The 22,154-nt window shown below is 74.2% G+C and carries 19 protein-coding genes, 1 rRNA gene and 1 pseudogene; 3 read left to right on the top strand and 18 right to left on the bottom strand.

The features are described from left to right. Positions 1-12: 12 nt before the first annotated feature. The 9 genes from ACIP60_RS20435 to ACIP60_RS20395 all read right to left on the bottom strand — a co-directional run bounded on the left by ACIP60_RS20435 (position 13) and on the right by ACIP60_RS20395 (position 10,812). Positions 13-924 carry a DUF6099 family protein gene (locus ACIP60_RS20435; protein ID WP_400686429.1) on the bottom strand — a complete coding sequence of 304 codons (912 nt, stop codon included), beginning with the start codon at positions 922-924 and terminating at the stop codon, positions 13-15. 182 nt (positions 925-1,106) lie between these two features. Next, positions 1,107-1,415 (bottom strand): nucleotide pyrophosphohydrolase, encoded by a 309-nt coding sequence (locus tag ACIP60_RS20430; protein WP_400687005.1) that lies wholly within the window; start codon positions 1,413-1,415, stop codon positions 1,107-1,109. Positions 1,416-1,558: 143 nt separating this feature from the next. Continuing rightward, complete coding sequence (locus ACIP60_RS20425) at positions 1,559-2,884, bottom strand: AAA family ATPase (RefSeq protein ID WP_400686427.1); 1,326 nt, start codon at positions 2,882-2,884, stop codon at positions 1,559-1,561. A 107-nt stretch (positions 2,885-2,991) separates the two neighbouring features. Then, positions 2,992-3,822: a putative RNA methyltransferase gene (locus ACIP60_RS20420; protein WP_400686425.1), complete on the bottom strand. Its 831-nt coding sequence runs from the start codon at positions 3,820-3,822 to the stop codon at positions 2,992-2,994. 176 nt (positions 3,823-3,998) lie between these two features. After that, a complete protein-coding gene (locus ACIP60_RS20415) occupies positions 3,999-4,412 on the bottom strand; it encodes a hypothetical protein (protein ID WP_030458279.1) in 414 nt (137 codons plus the stop codon). Next, on the bottom strand, positions 4,409-4,645 hold the full coding sequence (locus tag ACIP60_RS20410) for a toxin-antitoxin system HicB family antitoxin (RefSeq protein WP_014135783.1): 237 nt from the start codon (positions 4,643-4,645) through the stop codon (positions 4,409-4,411). Before ACIP60_RS20410 ends, ACIP60_RS20415 begins: the two co-directional genes overlap by 4 nt. Positions 4,646-4,823: 178 nt before the next feature. Then, the gene (locus ACIP60_RS20405) at positions 4,824-6,686 is read right to left on the bottom strand and encodes a TerD family protein (protein ID WP_400686422.1); all 1,863 of its coding nucleotides are present in this window, start codon (positions 6,684-6,686) and stop codon (positions 4,824-4,826) included. A gap of 157 nt (positions 6,687-6,843) precedes the next feature. Then, complete coding sequence (locus ACIP60_RS20400; RefSeq protein ID WP_400687003.1) at positions 6,844-8,175, bottom strand: class I SAM-dependent RNA methyltransferase; 1,332 nt, start codon at positions 8,173-8,175, stop codon at positions 6,844-6,846. 567 nt (positions 8,176-8,742) lie between these two features. Beyond that, entirely contained in the window at positions 8,743-10,812 is a 2,070-nt protein-coding gene (locus ACIP60_RS20395; RefSeq protein ID WP_400686420.1) for an APC family permease, read from the bottom strand. A 246-nt stretch (positions 10,813-11,058) separates the two neighbouring features. Here ACIP60_RS20395 and ACIP60_RS20390 point away from each other — a divergent pair, with 246 nt between their 5' ends. Together ACIP60_RS20390 and ACIP60_RS20385 are read left to right on the top strand one after the other, a co-directional pair. Beyond that, positions 11,059-11,727 carry a TrkA family potassium uptake protein gene (locus ACIP60_RS20390; RefSeq protein ID WP_100836169.1) on the top strand — a complete coding sequence of 223 codons (669 nt, stop codon included), beginning with the start codon at positions 11,059-11,061 and terminating at the stop codon, positions 11,725-11,727. Further along, positions 11,727-12,383 carry a TrkA family potassium uptake protein gene (locus tag ACIP60_RS20385; protein WP_100836170.1) on the top strand — a complete coding sequence of 219 codons (657 nt, stop codon included), beginning with the start codon at positions 11,727-11,729 and terminating at the stop codon, positions 12,381-12,383. Before ACIP60_RS20390 ends, ACIP60_RS20385 begins: the two co-directional genes overlap by 1 nt. 50 nt (positions 12,384-12,433) lie before the next feature. On the opposite strand, the gene ACIP60_RS20380 is transcribed toward ACIP60_RS20385, so the two are convergent. From ACIP60_RS20380 to ACIP60_RS20365, 4 genes are all read right to left on the bottom strand, one after another. Next, positions 12,434-13,204: a DUF3159 domain-containing protein gene (locus tag ACIP60_RS20380; RefSeq protein ID WP_400686417.1), complete on the bottom strand. Its 771-nt coding sequence runs from the start codon at positions 13,202-13,204 to the stop codon at positions 12,434-12,436. Next, positions 13,201-13,611, bottom strand: coding sequence for an OB-fold nucleic acid binding domain-containing protein (locus ACIP60_RS20375; protein WP_100836172.1), 411 nt, complete (start codon positions 13,609-13,611; stop codon positions 13,201-13,203). The genes ACIP60_RS20380 and ACIP60_RS20375 overlap by 4 nt, the downstream gene beginning before the upstream one ends. A gap of 63 nt (positions 13,612-13,674) precedes the next feature. Next, positions 13,675-14,355, bottom strand: a complete 681-nt coding sequence (locus ACIP60_RS20370; protein WP_376052885.1) for a response regulator — start codon at positions 14,353-14,355, stop codon at positions 13,675-13,677. Next, a complete protein-coding gene (locus ACIP60_RS20365) occupies positions 14,352-17,024 on the bottom strand; it encodes an ATP-binding protein (protein WP_400686414.1) in 2,673 nt (890 codons plus the stop codon). Before ACIP60_RS20365 ends, ACIP60_RS20370 begins: the two co-directional genes overlap by 4 nt. A 138-nt stretch (positions 17,025-17,162) precedes the next feature. Here ACIP60_RS20365 and ACIP60_RS20360 point away from each other — a divergent pair, with 138 nt between their 5' ends. After that, a complete protein-coding gene (locus ACIP60_RS20360) occupies positions 17,163-17,996 on the top strand; it encodes a patatin-like phospholipase family protein (RefSeq protein ID WP_400686412.1) in 834 nt (277 codons plus the stop codon). Between the two features lie 39 nt (positions 17,997-18,035). On the opposite strand, the gene ACIP60_RS20355 is transcribed toward ACIP60_RS20360, so the two are convergent. The 5 genes and pseudogenes from ACIP60_RS20355 to rrf form a co-directional block, all read right to left on the bottom strand. After that, the gene (locus tag ACIP60_RS20355; RefSeq protein WP_400686410.1) at positions 18,036-18,719 is read right to left on the bottom strand and encodes an ABC transporter ATP-binding protein; all 684 of its coding nucleotides are present in this window, start codon (positions 18,717-18,719) and stop codon (positions 18,036-18,038) included. Next, positions 18,716-19,636, bottom strand: a pseudogene (locus ACIP60_RS20350) (ABC transporter ATP-binding protein). Before ACIP60_RS20350 ends, ACIP60_RS20355 begins: the two are co-directional and overlap by 4 nt. Before the next feature lie 289 nt (positions 19,637-19,925). Further along, on the bottom strand, positions 19,926-21,050 hold the full coding sequence (locus ACIP60_RS20345; protein ID WP_400686408.1) for a hypothetical protein: 1,125 nt from the start codon (positions 21,048-21,050) through the stop codon (positions 19,926-19,928). Next, entirely contained in the window at positions 21,043-21,735 is a 693-nt protein-coding gene (locus tag ACIP60_RS20340; RefSeq protein WP_400686406.1) for a SigE family RNA polymerase sigma factor, read from the bottom strand. Before ACIP60_RS20340 ends, ACIP60_RS20345 begins: the two co-directional genes overlap by 8 nt. A gap of 131 nt (positions 21,736-21,866) precedes the next feature. Further along, positions 21,867-21,983 (bottom strand): 5S ribosomal RNA (rrf, locus tag ACIP60_RS20335). Positions 21,984-22,154 lie beyond the last annotated feature (171 nt).

The raw sequence follows: 22,154 nt of genomic DNA, 5'->3' as shown, positions 1-22,154 counted from the left end.
ACACCCGGCGCTTCACACCGCACCACCGAGCTGAAGGGGCCCCCTCATGTCCGAGCCCTGGACCGACCCGCCCACCGCGGACACCGCCGCGGACGGCGTGCCCGCCACCCCGAAGTCGCTGTTGGAGCAGATGCAGGAACTGCTCGCCTCGATCAACACCGACCTGGCCGGATTCGACTCCGACCTGCGTTCCTCCCCCGTCCGCCGCGCGCAGGACACCCCGCCGGACGACTCGCCCCGCACCTGAGCGCCGCCCGCCACCGGGACCGGCGGGCCCAGCGGGATCACGAGCCTGGGCTCCTCCCGCCGGGCCCCGCCCGGGGCTCCCGGGTCGGCCGGCTCCGCCCACTCCCCTTCTCGCGACTCCCGCGACTCCCACGCCTCCGGCTCCCGGCGCCCCGGCTGCCCCGGCTCGTCGTCGGGGGCCCGCGCGTCCGTCGAACTCCGCTGCTCGCGCAGGAGTTCGGCCACCAGGTCGCGGCACTCGGAGCCGGCGTCCAGCCCGTCGATGCAGCTCCAGTACAGGCTCTCGGTCTCCGCCCCGCAGGCGAGCACCACCAGGCTCTCGCTCATCTCCGCCAGCAGCAGGGCGAGTTCGGCCAGCACCGGCTCCAGCTCACCGAGCGCGCTGAACCGCTCGACCAGCGTCGGCCCGGACCACTCCGGGTACACGCCGACCGGGCCGCCGGGCAGGTCGTCCAGGCCGGGTTCGGGCGGTTGGCGCAGGCAGCTCGCGGTGTGCGCGCCGGCCTCGCAGAGCAGCTGCCCGAGGGTGGCGAACGACTCCCCGTCGTGGTCGGCGATCCGGGCCCCCACCGCCTCGGTGAGCAGCCCGGACTGCCAGGCCTCGTGCAGGATGTCGCCGGTCGTCCGGGCCTCGGCCAGGGCGTGCCGGACGGTCTTGATCAGTCGCAGCGCCTCCATGGTGCGCTCCCCTCGTCCACCGCCGCCGTCCTTCGGCGGTCGGTCACGGGGATCAGCGTGCCGCCGGTCGCGGGATGCTCCCAGCGGGTTCGGCGCACCTGTGGAAAACCCGGCCCTGTGGACAACCCGGGTCCCCCGCCCGGGTGAATTCCGGATGATTTCCGGGCCCGCCGGGAATCCGGCTAGGGCACGGGAAACCGGCTCTCGTTGCGTTCGATCTTCTCCGCCAGCGCCCGCAGCGGGTCCACCTCCAGCACGGTGCACAGCTGCAGCAGGTAGGCCAGCACGTCGGCCACCTCGTCGCGGACCCGGTGCGCCGACTCCGCGTCCGCCATCACGTCGGCGGCCTGCTCGGGCGTCAACCACTGGAAGACCTCCAGCAGTTCGCCCGCCTCGACGGTCAGCGCCGAGGCCAGGTTCTTCGGGGTGTGGTACTGCTGCCAGTCCCGGGCGGCCGCGAACTCGGCCAGCCGCCGCTGCAGTTCGGGCACCGTCAGCCCGGCCGCCCCTCCGCCGGCCCCCGTTCCGCCGGCCCCCGTTCCGCCCGCCACCGTCCCGGGCACCACCGTCCCACCCGCCGTCGTCCCGGACACCGCCGTCTCCGCGTCCGGCCTCGCCGGTTCTGCTTCGTCGCTCATTCCCCCAGGTCTACCACCACGCCCTCGCCGCGCGCCGCGCCCTGCACCGGCACCCGGGCGGCGGGTTCGGCGCGGCGCAGCAGGCTGTGGCCGGTGGCCGGATCGCGTCGGCACTCGACCAGTTCGACGCCGTCCAGGCCGAGCGCCGGGCCGGGGTCCTGGAGGGTGGCGAGCAGCCGGATGTCGCCCTTGCCGGTGACCTCGCGGGCCAGCCGGAGCAGGGCGGTGATCTGGTCGGCCGCCAGACCCGCGCCCATGTCCTCGGCGAGCAGCACCAACTGCCGGTGCGCGTCCGGTACTTCGATGGCGGGGTCGACGTCCAGCACGGCCGCGCCGGTGAGCAGGACGGCGGCGAAGGCGAGCAGTCGCAGCATGCCGTCGGCGGCCTGGTCGGCGCCGGTGCGGCCGAGCACGCCCTCGTCGAAGACGGCGATCAGCCGTTGCCGTTCGGCCTCGCCGCGGCGGGCGACGCCGAGGCCGAGCAGCGGGTGCGGGGCGGCGGCCTGGACGGCGCGCAGCAGGCGGGCCCAGCGGCGCGGGCACTCGTGCTCCAGCCGGTGGAGCACGGCGGAGATGTTGGCGGCGGTGCCGCGCAGCCGGGCCTGGGGTTCGGGCCGTCCCCAGCCGCGCATCGCGGCCGGCACGGGGTGCAGCGCGAACATCTCGCGCAGTGCGGTGAGCAGTTGCTCGGCGGCGGCCAGCACCTTGCGCTCGCCCTTGGAGGACCCGGCGACCCGCAGCGGGAGTTGGGCGGTGATCAGGCTGTCGCTGGGCAGCGGGGCGCGGATGTCGCCCTGCCGGGAGTCGTTGTGCCAGGTGACGTTGACCCGGCCGCGGGCGAGGTCCTGCTCGCCGGTCGACATCAGGGGGTGGCCGTCCAGGGTGAGGCGTTCGCGGGCGATCCGGACCCGCTCGTCGGTGCGCACGACCACTTCGAGCCGGACCGCCCCGACGCCGGAGCGCACGGTGCAGCCCAGGATGATCGCGTTGCGCCCGTGCGGCACGCAGCCGACCAGCCCGCCGCGCACCGGGGCGGCGAGCGGGCCGCGCGGGCCGCCGACGCCGTCCAGCGAGGGCCTGATCTCCTCCCCGAGGGCGAGCCGGGAGAGCACGGTCAGGGCGTCCAGCGCGTTGGACTTGCCCGCTCCGGACGGCCCGTGCAGCGCGGTCAGCGGCGACAGCGGCAGGACGGCCCGCCGGTAGGACTTGAAGGAGGTCAGCCGCAGTTCCTCGATGGTGGGGCGCTTCACCGTCGGAACGGGTGCCTGCCGCACCTCGCGGGTGGCGGCCGGGGGTGGGGCAAAGGGGGCTTCGCTGGTCACCCGGAGCACTTTAAGTCCGCCCTGAGGTGCAGAAACGTCGCTCCTGACGCCCTTTCACCCCTTCGAGTCCCCCGCCGGCCCCGCCGGCCCCGCCGCCGCGCCCGGTGTCACTCGTACGCGGTGACCAGCACCGATCCGGTGACCTCGACCGGTTCGGGCAGCGCCGCCAGCGCGGCGGCCAGCGCGGCCCGGTCGGTGTGCCAGGCGCTCGGGCCCATCCCGACCACGGCGGCGGCGTCCGTCCGGGACAGCCGCAGCGCGAACTCCACCTCGGTGCGCTCCACCGGCGTGAACCACGGGCCGAGCTTCTCGCCGATCCGCCGGTCCTTGTCCTCGTCCACCGACAGCAGGCCCAGCGCGCCCACCAGTTCGCGCAGGTGGCGGGAGGTCGGGGCGGCCACCAGCAGCCGGCCGCCGGGGCGCAGCACCCGTCGCATCTCGGGCCCGTTGCGCGGCGCGAACACGTTCAGCAGCACGTCCGCGGCGCCGTCCCGCAGCGGCAGCGGGCGCCAGGCGTCGCACACCACCGCGCCGATCCGCGGGTGCGCCTTCGCGGCGCGCCGCAGCGCGTACTTGGACAGGTCGAGCGCCGCGCCGACCGCGTCCGGCCGGGCCTCCAGCACCCGGGCCAGGTAGTGGCCGGTGCCCGCGCCGAGGTCCGCGACCAGCCCGCCGAGCGCCGGGACGCCGGCCGCGGCCCGGGCCAGCGCCCGCTCCAGCGGCGCGTAGTGGCCGGCCGCCAGGAAGTCGCCGCGGGCCGCGACCATCTCGGCGGTGTCGGCGGTGCCGGCCTTGGCGTCCCCCGCCAGCAGGCTCACGTAGCCCTGCCGGGCCTGGTCGAAGCTGTGGCCGTCCGCGCAGCGCAGGGTGCGGCCGTCCAGGGCCAGCGGGCGGGCGCAGTGCGGGCAGACCAGGTAGGGCTCGATATCCTGCAGCAACTCGCTCGCATCCTCGCGGAGGTCGTCTCCTCGCGGAGATCGTCGGCGGCCCTGGCGGGAGCCGTCGGAAGGGGGCCGAGGACCGTCAGGGGCCGGGGGAACGTCGAGGGTATCCCGCCCGCGGGCGCCTCGTCGCTCTCCCGGCCCCTGACTCCCCGCCCGTACGGCGCGGCGCCTCACTCCTCGCCGTCGTCGCCGACCTCTTCCTCCTCCGACTCGTCGACCACCCACATCGCCAACCGCTCCGCGACGCCGGTGATGCCGAGCTTGCCCTCCCGGATCGCCCGGGCCAGGCTGCGCACCTCCCGCGCGGTGGTCGCCACCCGGCAGCCGCTGGCCACCAGGTACGCGTAGGCGACGGCGGTGGCGAACAGCTCGTTGTTGCGCTCCAGCGCGGGGACCCGGATCAGCTGGTGCATCAGCGCCGCCGCCCGGTCCTGCGGCTCGGGGTAGACCGCGATGTCGAAGACCTCGGCCTGGTGCCTGGTGATCGCCGCGAGCAGCGATCCGTAGTCGGTGACCTGCGGGTCACCGGGCGTGTACTGCTCGGCCGTCATGAGCAGCCACGAGAGGTCGACCTCAAGTTTCAACGGCGCACGTCCTGGAGCTCGCTGGGCGAGCCGAACTCGGCGAGGAACACCGCCTCGTGCTCCTTCATGAACTGCGCCGCGGCGTCCACGAAGTTGCGTCCGGCCTCGCCCATGTCCTGCTGCACCAGCCGTTCGATGTACTGGTTCATGCTGATCCCCTGCTGCTCCGCCCGTTCGCGGGCCATCTCGGCGGTGGTCGCGTCCACCCTGACGTTCAGCTGCTTCTTGGCCATCCTTCAAAGCTAGCGCCGACGTGCTAGCACAACAAGGGCGCAAACCGGCCGCTCCCCCGCTCCCCCACCATGTCCGCCCACGCCCCCGCGAAAACCGGCCACCCGTCCCGATCCGCCGACAACCTTGCCCACCGAGCGGATCACCCCCTGATCCGCCACGTCGCCCCGCCCGCCGGAGCTACTCCACCTCGACGCCGTACCCGCGCACCAGCGCTTCCAGGTCGTGGTCGTAGCCCTGGCCGACGGCGCGGAAGCGCCACCTCGGGCCCCGGCGGTAGATCTCGGCCAGGAGCAGGGTGCGCTCGCTGGTGGCGGCGTCCAGCGTGGCCTGGGCGACGGCCGGGGCGTCGACGCCCGGGGCGAGCACCACCTGGACCGCCCCGACGCTCCCGAAGGTCTCGGCCCCGTCGATGGCCGCGGCGACCGCGATCCGGTGGGCGGCGGGCGGCAGCGCCGCGAGGTCGACGGCGACGCTCTGCTCGGTGGGACCGTCACAGCGGAGCCGGACAGATCCGTCGGGGCTCTCCGGCGCACCGTAGAAGACGAAGTCCTCGTCGCAGGAGACCTGTTCGTCCTCGTCGAGCACGAAGGCGACGACGTCGATCTCGCAGTCCGCCCGCTGCGCCCAGGAGGCGGCCACGTGCCACTGCCCCGCGGTCGGCAGGTCGATGACTCCGCCGCGCGACAGGACCTCGGCCACCGCACCGTTCTCGGCCAGGGCCTCCGTCGGCTCCGCCACGGGCGTTCCGAGCCAGTCCTGCGGATGCACCGGGAGCCCCAGCGCGGTGACGCGGGCCATCCGGCGGTCGAACTCTCCGCCAGGGAGGAGGACGACGTCGGTGACACCGGCCGAGAGGTTGATCGCCGCCGCCCCGCCCAGCTCGACGACCCGGGCCCGCACGGCGGACGCCTCCTCGTGGGTGCCGCCCAGGACCAGGACCCGCCGCCGGCCGAACGGCCTGGCCGTGTACGAGGCGGCGGCCCGTCCCCGCGCGGGCACCTCGGCGGGGGCGGGAACGGGCACCTCGGCGGGGGCCGGCGCGGGCGGTGCGATGACCGTGCTCGGCGCGGCGGGAACGGCGGGGCGCTCCGCCACAGGCGGCTTCCCCCTCGTCGGCCCCTCGTGCGGCGTTCCCGGTCGCACGTCCGTCAGCAGCTTGAGGAAGGTGCGCTCGTCGACGATCGTGACGCCCTCCGCAACCGCCCTCCGCGCCTTCGCCGAACCCGACGCCGAGTCGTTGGTGACCAGGACACCGGTGTGCCGACTGACCGACGACATGATGTTCAGACCGGCGTCGACGGCTCGGGCCACCAGCTCCGCCCGAGAGGTGGCGGTCTCACCCGTGACCGCGATCTTCATGCCCTGCACCAGCGGCTCCCCCGGCGCCGGACGTCCCGGGTTCCGGTAGGCGCACGGGGTCCTCGGCTGCTTCGGCGCGAACTGCGCGTTCTGTCGGGGCGGACAGGCCACCAGTGGCAGCGGGACGCCCAGCCGGGCGGCCTCGGCCAGGGAAGAACGGAAGATCCCCGCGAGGACGCGCGTGTCGTCCAGCGCGTCGTGCGCACTGGTCTGCGGCACGCCGTAGTACTCGGCGAGGGCAGCCAGACTGAAGCCCGCGACGGGTGGCTCCACCCGGCGGTTCAGGGCCAGGGTGCACAGGCGCTGCGCGACGGGGAGGTAGAGCCGGGCACGGGCGAACTCGTGGGCCAGGAAGTCGTAGTCGAACTGGGCGTTGTGGGCCACCATGACGCGGTCCTGGAGCAGCGCCCCGATCCGGCCCGCCACTTGTTCGAAGGTCGGGGCACCGCTCAGCCGCTCAGCCGTCAGACCGTGGACGTGCACCGGCCCCGGGTCGCAGCCCGGGTTGAGCAGGGTGGCGTACTCGCCGGTCTGGACGCCGTCCGGCCCGAAAGTCAGCACCGCGATCGAGAGGACCCGGTCGCGCCGGGCGACCAGGCCCGACGTCTCGACATCGACCAGGGCCCAATCGTGCGCGTAGTCGGACAGGTGTGGCGCATCGGGCGGGGAAGCGATCGGCATGGCTGCAAGGATGGGCCGGGCCCGATCACCGCTTCAAGCCGAACGCCGATTTTCCCCGGCCCGGTTCCGCACCGCCCCCGTCCGCCCCCGGGAACGCCGCACGGGCGCGGGAAGGGATCCCGCGCCCGTGCTCCGTACTGCGTGCTCCGGACCGCTGTCAGCCGGTCGGCTCCAGGATCGCGACGCACTCGAAGTGCTGGGTCATCGGGAACAGGTCGAACGCCCGCAGCGAGACCGGGCGGTAGCCGCCCTCGCGGAAGAAGGCGAGGTCGCGGGCGAGGGCGGCGGGGTCGCAGGCGACGTAGGCGATCCGGCGGGCCTCCAGGGAGCTGAGGTGGGCGACGGTGTCGCGGCCGGCGCCGGCCCGCGGGGGGTCGAGGACGATCAGGTCGGTGGAGGTGATGCCGGTGCGGGGCAGCAGGGTCTCGACCTTGTCGCACTCGATCCGGACGTTCTCCAGCGCGGCCAGGTTGTGCCGGGCGTCGGCGACCGCCTGCTTGCCGGACTCGATGCCGAGCACCGCGCCGTCCTCGCCGACCCGCTCGGCGAGCGCGCCCGCGAACAGGCCGACGCCGCAGTACAGGTCGAGCGCGCTCTCGCCCCACTGCGGGTCGAGCCCGGTGAGGACGGCGTCGACCAGGGTGTCGGGGGCCTCGGGGTGGATCTGCCAGAAGCCGCCGTTGGAGACCCGCCAGGTGCGCCCGGCGGCGCGCTCGCGGACGAAGGCGCGGCCGTGGACGCGGTGGAACAGCTCCTGCTCGTCGATCCGGGCGATGGACGTCTCGCGGTCCAGCTCGACCAGCGGCAGCTGCTCGCCGGGCCGCGGCCGCAGGATCACCTGCCGGTCCGAGGAGCCGGAGGCGGCGACCGCCTCGACCGAGGCCACCCCGGTCCAGTCCCGCGACTCGACGCCGAGCTCGGTGACGCCGGGCGCGGCGATCAGGCAGCGGTCGATCGGCTGGACGTCGTGCGAGCGGTGCTTGCGCAGGCCGATCACGCCCTCCTCGTCGACCGCGTACTGCACCCGGGTGCGCCAGGCCGGGACCTCGCCGGGCGGGAGCTTGCCGCCGACCGGCTCGACCGAGCCGTCCCAGCGGGCCTCCTCGGGGGTGAGGCCGGCCAGCTTGGCGAGCTGCTCGGTGAGGACGGCGGCCTTGAGCTTGCGCTGCCCGCCGGGGGTGACGTGCTGCCAGTCGCAGCCGCCGCACCGGCCGGGGCCGGAGAACGGGCAGGGCGCCTCGATCCGGTCCTTGGCGGCCTCCAGCACCTCCACCGCGTCGGCCCGCAGGAAGCGCGAGGTGGTGGTGCCGTCGGTGACCTGCGCGACCACCCGCTCGCCGGGCAGCGCGTGCCGGACGAACAGCACCCGCCCCTCGTGCCGGGCCACGCAGTGCCCCCCGTGCGCGACCGGCCCGACCTCGACCTCGTAGCGCTCGCCGACCAGCGGGTCCCCGGAGGGCTGCCGCGGCACCGGCTGGGCGGGCCGCAGCACCTTGGGCGGGCGCACCGCTCCGGGCTTGCGCCCCTGCCGGGCGGGCTTCCGCCCGCCGCCGCCCTCGCCCTTGGGCGCCCGGTCCTTCGGTGCCTGACCCTTCGGCGCACGGTCCTCGGCCGCGCCCTTCGGCGCCCGGTCCTTCGGCTCGCGCTCCTTGGGCGCCCGGTCCTTCGGTGCCTCGCCCGGCACCGGCGGCAGGCTGCGGGCGGTGTTGCCCTCCCGGTCGGTGGCCTCGGGCCGGGCGGGCCGGCTGCTCCAGCGCGGGTGCGCGACCTGCCCCGGCTTGGCGCCGGACGTGCGGCCGGGCCGGCCTTGGCGACCGGAGGAGCGGGGCGGGTTGTTGCGGGTCACGGAGGTCGCTTCCTTACGGGAGACAGCGGTGCGGGGACGGATCACGAACGGGGTGGGGCGGCTGGGACGCGGACACGGACGGAGAAGCGGACGGACGCACGGACGGGGCGCGGCGCCGTGCGGCAAGCACGGCGGCCCGCGACGGACCGGGAACGGTCCGCCACGGGCCCATTGAAGGCCATCGGGAGGCCGGACGGGCCGCGCGGGCGCTCAGTCGCGCGGCGCGGCGTCCGACCCGCCCGGGCCCTCGCCGGCCGCACCGGCGCCCGGCTCGGCGGGCGGGGCCGGCCGCCGGCGCGGCTCGCCGCGGCGCACCGCGCCGGGCGCGGACCACGCCTTGGGCGCCCTGCGCCGCTCCGAGGACTCCAACTGCCAGGGTACGGAGGTCACCATCACACCGGGCTTGAACAGCAGCCGCCCCTTGAGCCGCAGCGCGCTCTGGTTGTGCAGCAGGTGCTCGTACCAGTGGCCGACCACGTACTCGGGGATGTAGACCGCGACCACGTCGCGCGGGCTGGAGCGGCGCAGGTTCTTGACGTACTCCAGCACCGGCCCGGTGATCTCGCGGTACGGCGAGTCGAGGACCTTCAGCGGCACGTCGAGGCCGCGCTCGTCCCACTCCTCGCGCAGCGCCGCGGTGTCCACCGGGTCGACGTTGACGGTGACGGCCTCCAGGGTCTGGGCCCGGGCCAGGCGGGCGTAGGCGAGGGCGCGCAGCGCGGGCTTGTGCAGCTTGGAGACCAGCACGATGGCGTGCACCCGGGTCGGCGGCGCGGCGTCGTCGGGCTCCTCGGCGGCCTTGAGCTCGGCGCTGACCCGGTCGTAGTGGCGGCGGATCGCCTTCATCACGACGAACAGCACGACCATCGCGGCGATGGCGATCCAGGCGTGGCTGATCTTGGTGGCGAGCACCACGATCAGCACGGCCATGGTCATCACCAGGCCGAAGGTGTTGATCGCCCGGCTGCGCTGCATGTGGGCGCGCTTCTTCGGGTCGGTCTCGGTGCGCAGCAGCCTGGTCCAGTGCCGGATCATGCCGGACTGGCTCATGTTGAACGCCACGAACACGCCGACGATGTACAGCTGGATCAGCCGGTTCGGGTTGGCGCCGAACGCCACGATGAACAGGATCGCCGCGCCGGCCAGCAGCACGATGCCGTTGGAGAACGCCAGCCGGTCGCCGCGGGTGTGCAGCTGCCGGGGCAGGTAGCGGTCCTGGGCGAGGATCGAGCCGAGCACCGGGAAGCCGTTGAACGCGGTGTTCGCGGCCAGCACCAGGATCAGGCCGGTGGTCGCCGCGACGAAGTAGAAGCCTGGCGTGAAGTTGGAGAACACCGCCTCGGAGATCTGCGCGAGCACGGTCTTCTGGTGGTAGTCCGCCGGCGCGCCGACCAGCTGCTCCGCCGGGTTCTCGGCCATCTGCGTGCCGGTCAGGTGGGCCAGGTAGATGATGCCCATGAACATCGTCACGGCGATGCTGGCCATCATCAGCAGCGTGGTCGCCGCGTTCTTGCTCTTCGGCTTGCGGAACGCCGGCACGCCGTTGGAGATCGCCTCCACGCCGGTCAGCGCCGCACAGCCCGAGGAGAACGCCTTCAGCAGCAGGAACACCATGGCGAACCCGGCCAGCGACCCGTTCCCGGGCGTCGCCTCCAGGTGGTACGCGGAGCTCTCCGCGGGCAGCGCGGAGCCGAACCCGAAGTGCCTGACCAGGCCGTAGACCACCATGCCCAGCACGCCGACCATGAACGCGTACGTCGGGACGGCGAACGCCGAACCCGACTCGCGCACGCCGCGCAGGTTCATGCCCATCAGCACGATGACCAGGAAGATCGACAGCGCCATCTCGTGCCCGCGCAGCGCGGGCACCGCCGAGACCACGTTGGCCACGCCCGAGGTGGTCGACACCGCCACGGTGAGGATGTAGTCGACCATCAGCGCGCTCGCCACCACCAGGCCGGAGTTCGGCCCGTGGTTGACGGTGGCGACCTCGTAGTCGCCGCCGCCGCTGGGGTAGGCGTGCACGTTCTGCCGGTACGAGGCGACCACCGTGAGCATCACGATGGCGACCACGACGCCGATCTGCCAGGAGAAGTGGATCGCCGAGGCGCCGGCCAGCGACAGCGTCAGCAGGATCTCCTCCGGCGCGTAGGCGACGGAGGAGAGCGCGTCCGAGGCGAACACCGGCAGGGCGAGCCGCTTGGGGAGCAGCGTCTCCCCCAGCTTGTCGCTGCGCAGCGCACGCCCGATCAGGATGCGTTTCGGTAGGTCAGCAGGCATAGGCACAGCAAGGAATCGTAAGGGCTCCGGCTGGCACCCGATGCCGCGCGGGGCCACCTTGCTCGCGACTGTGTTCGGCGGACCGGCTAGCGTGTCGACAGAAGGGTTTGCGGGCAACACCGGGTTGCCCCCTCGCGTCGGATCCCAGGCGCGGCCGACAAGTGGCTCCCCCAATCGGGGGCACGGAAGGACGATGAGCGGTGTTTACGCAGGTCATGACCCCAACGGACCGGGTGAGGTAGGCGCGTGCACATCGTCATCATGGGCTGCGGACGCGTGGGCTCCGCCCTCGCCAGAGCGCTCGAGAAACAGGGCCACTCGATCGCGATCATCGACCAGGACCCGACCGCCTTCCGTCGGCTCGGCGCGGGCTTCAACGGCCGCCGGGTCACCGGCGTCGGCTTCGACCAGGACACCCTGAAGGAGGCCGGCATCGAGGAGGCGGGCGCCTTCGCCGCCGTCTCCAGCGGTGACAACTCGAACATCATCGCGGCCCGGGTGGCCCGCGAGAACTTCGGCGTCGAGCACGTCGCGGCCCGCATCTACGACCCGCGCCGCGCCGAGGTCTACCAGCGCCTGGGCATCCCGACCGTCGCCACCGTGCGCTGGACCGCCGACCAGATGCTGCGCCGGCTGCTGCCCAGCGGCGCCGAGCCGGTCTGGCAGGACCCGTCGGGCTCCGTGCAGCTCGCCGAGGTCGCGTTCACCCCGGACTGGATCGGCCACCGGCTCGCCGACCTGGAGGCCGCCGCCGGCGTCCGGGTGGCGTTCGTCACCCGGGTCGGCGAGGGCGTGCTGCCCACCCCGCAGATGGTGGTGCAGGAGGGCGACCTGATCCACGTGATGCTGCGCCGCAACGAACTGACCGCGGTCGAGGCGGCGTTCGCCAAGGGCCCCGAGGAGGCTGGTCACTGATGCGCGTCGCCATCGCCGGAGCCGGAGCCGTCGGCCGTTCGATCGCCGGGGAGCTGCTGGAGAACGGCCACGAGGTCCTGCTGATCGACAAGAACCCGAACTCCATCTCGGTGGAGCGCGTCCCGCTCGCCGAGTGGCTGCTCGCCGACGCCTGCGAGATCACCTCGCTGGACGAAGCCGCGCTGCAGCGCTGCCACGTGGTGATCGCCGCCACCGGTGACGACAAGGTCAACCTGGTGGTGTCGCTGCTCGCCAAGACCGAGTACGGCGTGCCGCGGGTGGTCGCCCGGGTGAACAACCCGCGGAACGAGTGGCTGTACAACGAGTCCTGGGGCGTGGACGTCGCGGTCTCCACCCCGCGCCTGATGTCGGCGCTGGTCGAGGAGGCGGTGAGCGTCGGCGACCTGGTCCGCCTGATGCGCTTCTCCCAGGGCAACGCCAACCTGGTCGAGCTGACCCTGGCCGCCGACACCGAACTGGTCGGCACCCGGGTCGGCGACGTGGCCTGGCCGGTGGACACCGCGCTGGTCACCATCATCCGCGAGGGCCGGGTGCTGGTGCCCGGCGGCAGCGACACCCTGGAGGCCGGTGACGAGCTGCTGTTCGTCGCCGCCCAGGAGCGCGAGGAGGAGCTGGAGACGCTGCTGGCCGGCTGACCCGCTCCCGTGACGACGGAGGGCCCCGCGCGGTGCGCGGGGCCCTCCGGTCACTCCTCCGGCTCTTCCTCGTCCGGCTCCGCCTTGATCGGCGGCGGCGCGGTCAGCAGGATCCGCCAGGTCACGTACATCGCCAGCAGCAGCGGCGGGATGCCGAGCGCGACCTTCAGCCAGCCCAGCAGGTTGATGTTGTGGGCCAAGTACAGCGGGAACAGGATCACCGGCTTCAGGCCCATGATCAGCACCCAGGCCCAGGTCGCCTTGGTGTAGGCGGCCAGCCGGCCCGGGTTCTGCTTGCGCCAGGTGAACATCTCGCCGGTGATCGGGCCGAGCATCAGTCCGATCATCGGCCAGCGCACCAGGGCGGAGACCGCCAGCGCCAGGCAGTAGCCGACGTTCCACAGCAGGCCCGGCAGGTAGAAGTCCTCGGCCTTGCCGGTCTTCATCGAGATCCAGGCGCCGATCGCCACGCCGAACACGCCGGAGAAGGCGTGCTGGATGGTCTCCCGGCGGGCCAGCCGGACCACCACGAACACCGCGCACAGCGCGAGCGCCGACCAGGCGGCCACCGGCACCTTGTGGGTGATGTTGAACGCGACGATGTACACCAGGCCCGGCAGCGTCATGTCGACCATGCCGCGGATGCCGCCGAACGCCTTGAGCACCGTCTCGGCGGCCTCCTTGGAGGCGTCGCGCTCCGGCTCGGCACCGGCCGGCCCGGGACCGTCCGGCTGCCCGTACCCGCCGGCCGGGCCGTACCCGCCGGGCCGCTCCTCGTCCTGCGGACCGTGCGCGGTCACCCTGGTCGCCTCATTGCTCACGCGGACTCGTTCCCGTGTCCCACCGGACGCAGCTCGTAGCGGGGATTGAAGAGCACGCGGCGCCCGCGTGCGTGGCTGATCCGGCCGCTGGCGATCAGGCGGCGGCCCGGCTCTATGCCCACGATCGAGCGGCGGCCCAGCCACACCACGTCCAGCGCCTCCGTGCCGTCGAACAGCTCGGCCTCCAGCGCGGGCACTCCCGCGCGGGGGCGGAGCGTGACGGTGCGCAGGGTGCCGGCGACGGTGACGACCTCGCGGTCACCGCAGGCGGCGATCGGGGTGCAGCCCGCCTCCGCGGTGTCCTGCCGCAGCTCCTCGGCCTCCAGCTCCTCGGAGGAGGAGGTCAACCGGCTCAGCATGCGGCGGAAACGGCCTTGCGGCTGGTCGCCGATGTTGTCACCACTCATGCCGGAAGGGTACCGGTTCGCCGGTGCCGGGCGGCAGGGCCGAGGGTCCGACCCGCGGCCGGGTCACGGCTCGAAGCGGTAGCCCATGCCCGGTTCGGTGATGAAGTGCCGGGGGTGCGAGGGGTCCGCCTCCAGCTTGCGGCGCAGCTGCGCCAGGTAGACCCGCAGGTAGTTGGTCTCCTTGCGGTAGGCCGGTCCCCAGACCTCCTGGAGCAGCTGGGTCTGGCTGACCAGCCGCCCGGAGTTGCGCACCAGCACCTCCAGCAGGTGCCACTCGGTGGGGGTGAGCCGCACGTCGGCCCCCTGACGGTTGACCTTCTTCGCGGCCAGGTCGACGGTGAAGCCCTCGGTGGCGATCACCGGCTCGCCCTCGGCGGCGACCGGTTCGGCCCGGCGGACGGCGGCCCGCATCCGGGCCAGCAGCTCGTCCATGCCGAACGGCTTGGTGACGTAGTCGTCGGCGCCGGCGTCCAGCGCCTCGACCTTCTCGTCGGAGGCGTGCCGGGCGGACAGCACGATGATCGGCACCCTGGTCCAGCCGCGCAGGCCGCGGATCACCTCGACGCCGTCCATGTCGGGCAGGCCCAGGTCGAGGACCACCACGTCGGGGTGGCGGGCGGCGGCCAGCTCCAGCGCGCTCGCGCCGTCGTGCGCGGAGTCCACCTCGTACTTGCGGGCCTTCAGGTTGATCACCAGGGCGCGGACGATCTGCGGCTCGTCGTCCACCACGAGGACCCGGGTCATGCGGGACCGGCCTTTCGCTTGTCGGGGGAGCCCTCGTCGGGGCTCCGGGGGGCGCGGTCGGGCGGTTCGGCGGCGGGCGGCTCGACGACGGGCGGTTCGGCGGCCGGGAGCCCGGCGGCGGGCGGTTCGGCGGCGGGGAGTTCGACGGCGGGGAGCGAGACCACCATGGTCAGTCCGCCGCCGGGGGTGTCCTCGGCGGTGACGGTGCCGCCCATCGCCTCGGCGAAGCCGCGCGCCACCGCCAGGCCGAGGCCGACCCCGGCGCCGCGCGGGGCGTCGCCGTAGCGCTGGAACGGGGCGAAGATCCGCTCCCGGGCCTCCTCGGGGACGCCCGGGCCGCGGTCGACCACCCGCAGCTCGACCCGGCCGTCCCGCTCCAGCAGGTCCGCCTTCACCAGGACGGGTGATTGCGACGGCCCGTACTTGACGGCGTTCTCCACCAGGTTGGCCAGTACCCGCTCCAGCAGCCCGGCGTCGGCCCGCACCATCGGCAGCGACTCCGCCACGTCCAGGCGCACGCTGCCGGGCGGCACGCCGCCGAGCGCGAACGGCACCACCTCGTCCAGGTCGGTGGGCTGCAGCAGCGGGGTGACGGTGCCGGTCTGCAGGCGGCTCATGTCCAGCAGGTTGTTGATCAGGTGGTCGAGGCGGTCCGCGCCGGACTCGATCCCGGCCAGCAGCTCGGCCTCGTCCTCCGGGTCCCACTCGACGTCCTCGGCGCGCAGCGAGGAGACCGCGGCCTTGATCCCGGCCAGCGGGGTGCGCAGGTCGTGCGAGACGGCGGCCAGCAGCGCGGTGCGGATCCGGTTGCCCTCCGCCTCCCGGCGGGCCGCCGCGGCCTCCCCCGCCAGTCGGCGGCGCTCCAGCAGGACGGCCGCCTGGTTGGCGAACGCGCCGAGCATCCGCCGGTCCCCGGCGGGCAGCACCCGGCCGCGCAGCACCAGCGCGAGCCGCTCGCCGACCGGGACGTCCACGTCGCCCTGCTCCGGCCCGGCGGGCGGCCGCGGCCCGACCGCGGCGGCGGCCTGCCACCGGCCGTGCGGGCCGGGCGGGTCGGTGCGCTCCAGCAGCGCCACCGCCTCCTGCTGGAAGGTCTCCCGGACCTGCTCCAGCAGCGCCGTCAGCACCCCCTCGCCGCTGGGCGCGCCGCGCAGCACCGTGCCGGCCAGCGCGGACAGCGTCTGCGCCTCGGCCTGGGCCCGGGCCGCGAGGTGGCTGCGCCGGGCGGCCAGGTCGACCACGGTGGCGACCGCGATGCCGACCGCGGCGAAGATCACCACCGCGGCGATGTTCTCCGGCTGGGCGATGGTGAAGGTGTGCACGGGGGGCGCGAAGTAGTAGTTGAGCGCCGAGGAGGAGACCAGCGCGGAGGCGATCGCCGGGAACAGCCCGCCCACCAGCGCCGCGCCCACCGTCAGCGACAGGAACAGCAGCATCTCGGTGGACAGCCCCGGCCCGCCGGTGCGGGTCAGCGCCAGCGCCAGCAGTGGCGGCCCGGCCACCCCGATCACCCAGCCCGCGACCGTCCTGGTCCGGCCCAGGTCGGTCACCCGGCGGATCGGGATCCGGCCCCGGCCGCGCGCCGCGTGCTCGTGGTTGACCATGTGGACGTCGATGTCCCCGGAGTCCCGGGTCACCGTGTAGCCCACGCCAGGCCCGTACACGTACTGCCAGACCTTGCGGCGGCTGGTGCCGATCACGATCTGGGTGGCGTTGACGCCGCGCGCGAAGTCCAGCAGCCCGGCCGCCGGGTCGTCGCCGAGCACCGGGTGGAAGCTGCCGCCCAGGCTCTCCACCAGCGCCCGCTGCTCGATCAGCGCCCGCGGGGAGGAGCCGGACAGCCCGTCGGAGCGCGAGATGTGCACCGCCAGCAGCTCGCCGGCGCTGTTGCGGGCCGCGATCCGGGCCGCCCGGCGGATCAGCGTGGCGCCCTCCGGGCCGCCGGTCAGGCCGACCACGATCCGCTCCCGGGCCTGCCAGGTGCCCTGGATGCCCTGCTCGGCCCGGTAGCGCTGGAGGTACTCGTCGACCCGGTCGGCCGTCCACAGCAGCGCCAGCTCGCGCAGCGCGGTCAGGTTCCCGGGCCGGAAGTAGTGCGCGAGCGCCGCGTCCACCTTCTCCGGCGCGTACACGTTGCCGTGCGCCAGCCGGCGGCGCAGCCCCTGCGGGGACATGTCGACCAGCTCGATCTGCTCGGCCCGCCGCACCACCTCGTCCGGGACGGTCTCCCGCTGCCGGACGCCGGTGATGCCCTCGACCACGTCCCCCAGCGACTCCAGGTGCTGGATGTTGACGGTGGAGACCACGTCGATCCCGGCCGCCAGCAGTTCCTCGACGTCCTGCCAGCGCTTGGCGTTGCGCGAGCCCGGGACGTTGGTGTGCGCGAGCTCGTCGACCAGCGCGACCGCCGGGTCGCGGGCCAGCACCGCGTCCAGGTCCAGCTCGGTGAACTCGGCGCCGCGGTGGGTCGCCGTCCGGCGCGGGACGGTCTCCAGCCCGTCCAGCAACGCGGCGGTGCGGGCCCGGCCGTGGGTCTCCACGAAGCCGACCACCACGTCCGCGCCGCGGCCGGTCCGGCGGTGCGCCTCGGCCAGCATGGCGTAGGTCTTGCCGACGCCCGGGGCCGCCCCGAGGTAGATCCGCAGCCTGCCGCGGGCCGTGTGCACCATGCTCCGAGCCTACGGTCCGCGATCGCAATATCCGCTGATCAGACGGGTCCGGACGGAGAATTGACGACTTCTTGACGCCCGCCGCCGCCGATCGGGTCACAATGCCGGGGACAGCGGACGACCCTAGGGGGAACCACCATGCGCGGACTCGTACTCGGCGGCGGCGGCCTCGCCGGCATCTCCTGGGAGACCGGCCTGCTGCACGGCCTCGCCGAAGCCGGACTCGACCTCCCCGCCACCGCCGACCACGTCCTCGGCACCTCGGCCGGCGCCACCGTCGCCGGACAGCTCGCCTCCGGCCTCCCGCTCGCCGAGCTCTACCGCCGTCAGGCCGACCCGGCCGCCCAGAACCACGAGCTCGTCCCGCCCGCCGAGACCGTCGGCGCGCTCTTCGAGACCTTCCACCAGCTGGTCACCGAGATCACCGACCCCGCCGAACTCCGCCGCCGCGTCGGCGAGTTCGCCCTCGCCGCCGACACCGTCCCGGCCGCCGACCGGCTCGCCGTCATCGCCGGCCGCCTCCCCGGCCACGACTGGCCCGCCTGGCCGCTCACCCTCACCGCCGTCGACGCCGGCACCGGCGAACCCCGCACCTTCGACCGGCACAGCGGCGTCCCCCTGGTCGACGCGGTCGCCGCCAGCTGCGCCGTCCCCGGCATCTGGCCCACCGTCGAGATCGACGGCCGCCCCTACATGGACGGCGGCACCCGCAGCTCGAACAACGCCGACCTGATGACCGGCGAGCGGACCGTCCTGGTCCTCGCCCCGGTCGTCGACCTGTTCCTCGGCTCCGAACTCGCCCGCCTCGAAGCCGCCGGGCAGCGCGTCCTCGCCGTCTCCCCCGACGAGGACTCCCTCGCCGCGGCCGGCCCCAACCCGCTCGACACCGCCGTCCGCACCCCCTCCGCCGAAGCCGGCCGGGCCCAGGGCCGCCGGATCGCCGACCAGGTCCGCGCCCTCTGGACCAGCTGAGCCGGCGGCCCGGAGGGAGGATGTTCCGCCCCTCCGGGCCTACGACTCCACGATCTGGCCGTCCCGCAGCTCCAGGACCCGGTCGGCCAGCTCCATCAACTGCGGGTCGTGCGTCGCCACCAGCGCCGTCACCCCCTCGCTGCGCACCACCGCGCGCAGCAACTGCATGATCGCCAGACCGGTCTCCGAGTCCAGCTGCCCGGTCGGCTCGTCCGCGATCAGCAGCGCCGGCTCGTTCGCCAACGCCCGCGCCACCGCCACCCGCTGCTGCTGACCGCCCGACATCTCGGTCGGCCGCTGCTCCGCGTGCTCCGCCAGCCCCACCATCGCCAGCAGCGTCCGGACCCGCTCCTCGCGCTCCCGCACCGCCACCCTGCGCAGCCGCATCGGCACCCCGACGTTCTCCGCCGCCGTCAGCACCGAGATCAGGCCGAACGACTGGAACACGAACCCGATCCGGTCCCGCCGCAGCTCCAACCGGCCCGCCTCGTCCAGCCCCGCCAGGTCCGTCCCGGCGATGCTGATCCTCCCCGCGGACGGCGTGTCCAGCCCGCCCACCAGGTTCAGCAACGTCGTCTTGCCCGAACCCGACCGCCCGCGCAGCGCCGTCAACTCCCCGGCCCGCGCCGTGAACGACACCCCGCGCACCGCGTGCACCGCCCGGTCGCCCTCCCCGAACGTCCGGTGCACGTCCTCCACGACCACCATCGCGCCACCACTCATCCGTGCACCTCTTCCTCGGCCCGCCACACCGCGATGTGGTCCTCTTCCAACGCCAACCGCACCCGGCGGCTGAGTCGCAACGCCCCCGCGGAGTCCGCCGGCAGCTGCGACCGGCCCACCCGGTCCAGCACCGCGTACGCCGCGCCCGGCTCGCCCCGCTCGGGACGCAGCACCTCCGTCGAGGTCCGCCCGCTGCGGATCCGCACGGTCCGGCGCGCTCCCCGCGCCGCCGTCAGGTCATGGGTGACGATCAGCGCCGTCACCCCAGCTCCTCGTTCACCGAACGCGGCGCCGCGAAGATCTCCTCGCCGGGTCGCGCCGTCCAGCTCGCCCGTCGGCTCGTCCGCCGGCAGCAGCGTCGGGGAGTTCGCGTCCGCCACCGCGACCGCCACCCGCGGCCGCTCACCGCCCGACGTCTCGGCCGGACGCCGCCCCGCCAGGTGACCGGTCCCCGGCAGCTCCAGCAACTCCCCCGCCTGCCGCCGCCGGTCCCGCCGCGGCACGCCCGCGTACCCCATCGGCAGCATCACGTTCTCCACCGCCGTCAGGTACGGCAGCAGGTTGCGCGCCGTCTGCTGCCGCACGAAGCCCACCGTCCGGCGCCGGAAGTCCAACCGCTCGCGCCCGCCCATCGCCAACAGGTCGTGCCCCGCCACCCGGGCCCTGCCCGCCGTCGACACGTCCGGCCCCGCGAGGATCCCCAGCAGCGTCGACTTCCCCGAACCCGAGGCACCGACCACCGCGATCAACTCGCCGTCCTCGACCACCAGGTCCAGCCCCCGCCGGGCCCGCACCTCGCCCCTCTCGGAACGGTGGACGCGCACCAGGTCCTCGCACACCACCGTCCCCGCCACGGGCGGCGGCCCGGGCTCGGCCGCCCGACCGCGCAGCTCCGCGAAATCCGGCCCGGCCGCCACGCCCACCGCCTCGACCCCCACGCCGCTCCCCTCCGACCTCGACCCGGGAGCCCCACGGCTCGGCACGGCCTCGTCCCGCCGGGCCGGCACCGAACCGGACGGGCGGGGCGGTCCCCTGTTCCGCCCCGGCCGACCGATCCGGCGCCCCCGGCGACCGCCACCCGCACGGTGACGGCCCCACCACTCCAACGCCGCCCGCAGCAGGGGGGTTGCACGGGGTTCCGAACTTTTTTCGAAACCTCCCATCCTCTCCTCGCGGTCCGTCCGGCGCCGCCACCGCTGTTGCCGCTCAGCCGACCGGCACGATCGTCGTCCCCGTCCCCGCCACCGGCTCGCCCAAGGACAGGAACTCCGCCGCCGAGGCCCGGAACGCCTGCGACAACCCCACCTCCGGCACCACCCCGCGCCCACCCCGACACACCGTCAGCACCGCCACCATCGACCCCCGGACGTGCACCGCGACCTCCTCCGCGAGCACCGAGGGCTGCCGCAGCCCCAACGCCGCCACCCCGACCGACCGCTCCTCCACCGCCCAGCCCGCGCCCGACCCCACGCACTCCCCACCCGCCAACAGCCGGGCACCGGCGACCTCCGCGTCCGCCACCGTCCGGAAACCCAGCACGTACTGGTGCGCCGACGCCGCCAGGTCCCCACCGTCCGTGTACGTCTCCCCCCACACCCGCACCGCCCCCGCCGACGCCACCAGCCCCGACACACACCCCTCCCGGAACCCCGCGCCCCACTGCACGGACGCCGAAGCGGACGCGGACGCCGGTGCCGGTGCCGAGCGCGACGGTCGGGAGACGGACACGGAGGTGGACGCGGACGCGTAGGTGGACGCGGAGGCCGGCGCGGACCGGGAGGGCGACGCACCGGCGGCACTCGCCGACGGGGACACCGCCGTCCACGGGCCGTACCCGCCCAGCACGCTCGGCATCCGCGTCGCCCCCAGCGCCAACGCCCGTACCTCCGGCTCCGCCGACGCCAGCGACAGCAGTTCCCAGGCCGGAGCCGACGCCCCCGTACCCGCACTGGTGCTCGCACTCGTGCTCGCGCTCCCGCTCGCCGACGGCAGCGGCGGCACCGGCAGCGCCAACGTCACCGTCTCCTTCGGACGCGGCAACGCCGACTGCTCCACCGGCACCCCCGCCGCCCCGTGCCCACCCTGCAACGGCACCAGCGCCACCGCCGTCCACAGCACCGCGGCACCCAGCGCCCCCGCCCCGGCCACCGCACCCGCCCGCCGCCGGCGCTTGCGCCGCGCCCCCCGCCGGGCCACCTCCGTGCTCTCCGGCACCGGGACCCCCAGCACCACCTCACGCCGCAGCCCGTCGAACATCGCCTCCAACCGGGCAGCCCCGATCGCCGGACGGTCCTCCGTCTCGTCCACCTCCGGTACCTCGGACCTAGACATGCGACCCGCAGTCCTCCGCCACCCGCGCCCGTTCCTCCGTCAACTCCACCGCGACCGGCCCCCCTTCGGCACGGCCGGCCCCCGCCACCCGCTGCTCCCTCTCACCCGCGGCAGCCGCCCGAACCGGCCGCAGCGGCGCGACCACCGGCTCCTCGACGACCGCCGCCGGCTCTTCCCCCAACAACACCGCCAACGCCTGCCGCCCCCGGTGCAGGCGCGCCTTCACCGTCCCCACCGGCACCCCCTCGTCCGCGGCGATCTCCGCCACCGAACGACCCCCCATGTGGTGCCACACCAACGCCGACCGCTGCGCCTCCGGCAACCGCCGCAACGCCTCCACCAACGCCACCGTCTCCGGCCCGGGCCCCGGGACCGGCGACTGCCCGTCCCCGTGCCGGATCCAGCTCTGCAACGCCGTCCGGGCCCGCCGCCACCGGCTGATCGCGATCCGCTGCCCCGTCAACCGCACCCAGGCCACCGGATTCTCGTGCGACACCAGCCGCCCCCAGTGGTTCCAGGCCCGGACGAACGCCTCTTGAGCCGCGTCCTGTGCCTCCCCCAGATCGCCCGTCAGCGCGTACAGATGCGCCACCAGTTGCCCGTACGCCGCCTCGTAGAACGCCCGAAAGTCGTCGTCGCCCCGCCCGGCTCTGCCACCGGCCCCCTCGCCCTGCTCCACGACCATGACGCCACAGTGTGCCGTGCACCGCTCCACCCGGCAATACTCCGCTGCCGCCGGCCTATTCCGTCCCGTCCCGTTCCGGAAATGCAGAAAGGGCCCCAGCCGTGAGGCTGGAGCCCTTTCTTTCAAAGATTGTTCGGCGGCGTCCTACTCTCCCACAGGGTCCCCCCTGCAGTACCATCGGCGCTGTGAGGCTTAGCTTCCGGGTTCGGAATGTAACCGGGCGTTTCCCTCACGCTATGACCACCGAAACACGGTGAAACTTCTCGCCGCCCACCCGTGACGGTGGGGGTCGTTGTTTCAGAACAACACAGTGGACGCGAGCAACTGAGGACAAGCCCTCGGCCTATTAGTACCGGTCAACTCCACCCCTCACAGGGCTTCCATATCCGGCCTATCAACCCAGTCGTCTACTGGGAGCC

It is taken from the genome of Kitasatospora sp. NPDC088783, assembly GCF_044750705.1.
Taxonomy (GTDB): Bacteria; Actinomycetota; Actinomycetes; order Streptomycetales; family Streptomycetaceae; genus Kitasatospora; species Kitasatospora fiedleri.
This window is presented reverse-complemented; position numbering and strand designations above follow the sequence as displayed.